This is a genomic window from Candidatus Cloacimonadota bacterium (genome assembly GCA_020532355.1).
GTDB lineage: Bacteria > Cloacimonadota > Cloacimonadia > Cloacimonadales > Cloacimonadaceae > UBA5456.
In genome coordinates this window covers 1-2824 of the sequence record JAJBBD010000059.1, presented here as the reverse complement: position 1 = coordinate 2824, position 2824 = coordinate 1, and the positions used below count along the sequence as shown (strand labels likewise).

2 protein-coding genes are annotated in these 2824 nt (G+C 39.9%); both read right to left on the bottom strand.

Translation table 11 applies throughout. The annotated features are described in order from the left end of the window. Window positions 1-1221, bottom strand: a 1221-nt coding sequence (locus LHW48_01820; GenBank protein ID MCB5259202.1) for a DEAD/DEAH box helicase family protein, incomplete at its 3' end; no start/stop codon positions are given. Beyond that, window positions 1211-2824 (bottom strand): DUF4209 domain-containing protein (locus LHW48_01815; GenBank protein MCB5259201.1); only part of this gene is annotated, 1614 nt, incomplete at its 5' end. The genes LHW48_01815 and LHW48_01820, both read right to left, overlap by 11 nt.

Here is a 2824-nt window from a genome sequence, read left to right as displayed (position 1 = left end):
TACTATCTGATTAGCATATGTATTGGTGTTCCTGATATGGTGCGCTTCATCGACTATGATCAGATCAAAGTGTGGAGGAGGGTCCAAGTCTAATAGACCAAGTCTCTTTTTGCCTCGCTTGTTTTCTCCGTGAAGCAGGGTTTCATCAAACAATGAATATGGGATGATTGATCTTCTGTAATCTTGAGGCCATTCACCATCGAGATCACATTCATTAATGCAGAGCCTAAGCTGTTTTCCGTCTAACTGCCGGAATGACTCATCGAATCTTTTCATTTCGGTGAGCCACTTCTTCTCAGCCACCAGAGGCCTGGGACAGATAATCAATACCGTTTGAAGCTCTCTTCTCGCCTGTAGTTCTTTGAGGATCAACCCGGCTTCAATGGTTTTTCCAACGCCAACGCTATCAGCAATCAAGAGCCTGGGGCGATCCGACCTGATGAACTTCAACACAGGTCTGAATTGGTAAGGTATGAAATCGATCCTGGCCGAGTTCAGTGAGTAAAGAGTAGTGAGGTTAGGTTGTCTTATTTGAAGGGAAGAAATTGCTGCGTTCAACTCATCCAGATTCATGTATTGTAAAACGCGTTGGGGAACTGCCTCTAACTGAGATTCATAAAAGCTTTGAGTGCCACCCTCTCCGAAAACATCAATCCTATTCTCTGGCTCGTTGCTAAGAATACTCATAACAGCATAATGCTTATCTGGGGAGGATTTCAAACGAACAACTTGGCCTGGTTGAAACCCTTCTGTCGGATGTTGTCCCGTCGGTTGAACATGCTCTTGAGTGCTTACTTTGAAGACTTCTTGTTTTTGTTGCTGGATTTCATCGATGAGTTTGCTACCCGCATCGATCATCTTGAGGAATCTTTGTGTGGTATCAAGGTCTCGATAAAGATCATCATCGCTGACGGGATTGCTAATTCTATGCGCCCAACGATTTCGGATTGAAATCATCTCCTTTAGATAATGCCTCTGTTCTGGCTCATATCCCATATGAGCAGATATGCGGAACCAGTTCTGATCAAATATCCGAAGTAGAGCAGCAAGATCAAGGTTATCAAGGGTTGTATCCTTTGATTTAAGCATAATTTCTTTCTGCCTTGGATTCAATGCAGAAAGAACCATATCTTGCCACCAGTTGTCGCTCACTACTGGAAGATTAGTTCTTAAAAACATCCTCAGTTGTGAAGTTGCACAATCTAAGGTTTTAGTCATCATTGCTCTCTCTTTTACTGGGCTTGTTGTCGCATGCACTATCTCCGTTGGTTTTGACGTTGATATCGAGTACAGTTAGTATTACTGCTAACTGAATTACTATTAAGGCAGTGCTATAATTACAAGTTTTAATCAACCCATGACAGAGATTATTTCGTAGATTGAGTCCCTGTCGATGTGAAAGAATTGATTTCATATAGAGAATCGTCGAATCATTTAACACTCTTTTTATCTCTTCAGAATTCAATGCTTCATCTAGGTTTATACGATCATAACCGCCCGTGAAGTGATTCTTTTTTCTAATAATACCACCTAATGATGAAATAAAGCTCCGAAGAATGTCCTCAAATTGTGGCACAAGGAGATGAACTGCAGCACTATAATTTCCTTCGAAAAACTCTGATATACCGTTGGAGACAATTTCTATGGTCTTTTTTGTTAGGTTGGTTGAGTTTTGTACTAACTCCAGAATGTCTTGCTTTGAACCTGCATAATGCGAGAATAACTCATGCATAATGAATGTGAAACTGCTGATTTCAAAGTGAAAATATTCATGTATAAACCACTTGATCATCTTGGCGGTTTCATCAAGCTGAATCATGTTTGTGGTAATCGGTATGCCGTCATCGTCTACATAACATTCGGAGATTCCAATTGATTCGAGGATTGATAAAGGTCTTCTTTGATTTGTGTAAAGGTCTCTAATATCGGGAATCTTCATAAAGGATAAATCTACTAACACTTGAATAAATCCATGATTCTTGATTAGTTCTGGGATGCTGGCTCTTATGGTGTTCTGCCACGACTTCATTGCATCTTGTACATTTTTTGGATACTTAATCTTATGTAACCGCATCTCTCCTTTTATCATTTGGCCAATGTGATCCATTTTTTTGATGATTCGAGTCACCAAATCTTTGTATGCATACTTCTGAGCTAAATCATGCAGATGTGTGTAGATACCTGCCATTCCAATGCCTGAAGTAATCGTCTTACCTGTGCAATCGTAAGCCAAATCAAGGATATTACACACAGTTTCTCTGTCTTTGTTCTGCTCGTAGTATGCGGCAAGAACCTCTGCTATTCTAATGATATCTTGAGGGTAAAACAGCACAGACATTACACTTTCCAAGAATTCAACAATCTGATTGATCTCCAAATCCGAAAGACTCAGCTTCCTCCGGTTTTTTAGCAAGCGGAAGAATACGGGAAACCACACACAATTATGATTGATCAAATCAGTTCTTCCGCAATAGACCATTACTTGATCAACTACATCTCGAATGAGTTTGTCTTTTTTTGTGCACAAAGCTATATATAACGCATTGCTCAGATAAGTCATTACTTGATGAAGATTCATGACTGAGCTGCCTACATCGCTTATCTTAACAGCAGAACTTACGATGTCATCCATAACATCTTCAACGGATATACTCACATGGGGTTCTTTTCTGAATTCCCATAACAACCTCGAGTATGTAAACCGAAACACAGGATTAGTTGTATGTTTCCTCCGATTGTCCCAATAGAGAATGAAATCAGGGAACATCTTCATCTCAGAAATACGATTATACTCATATTCGCTGATGCTAAAGTCACTATCTTC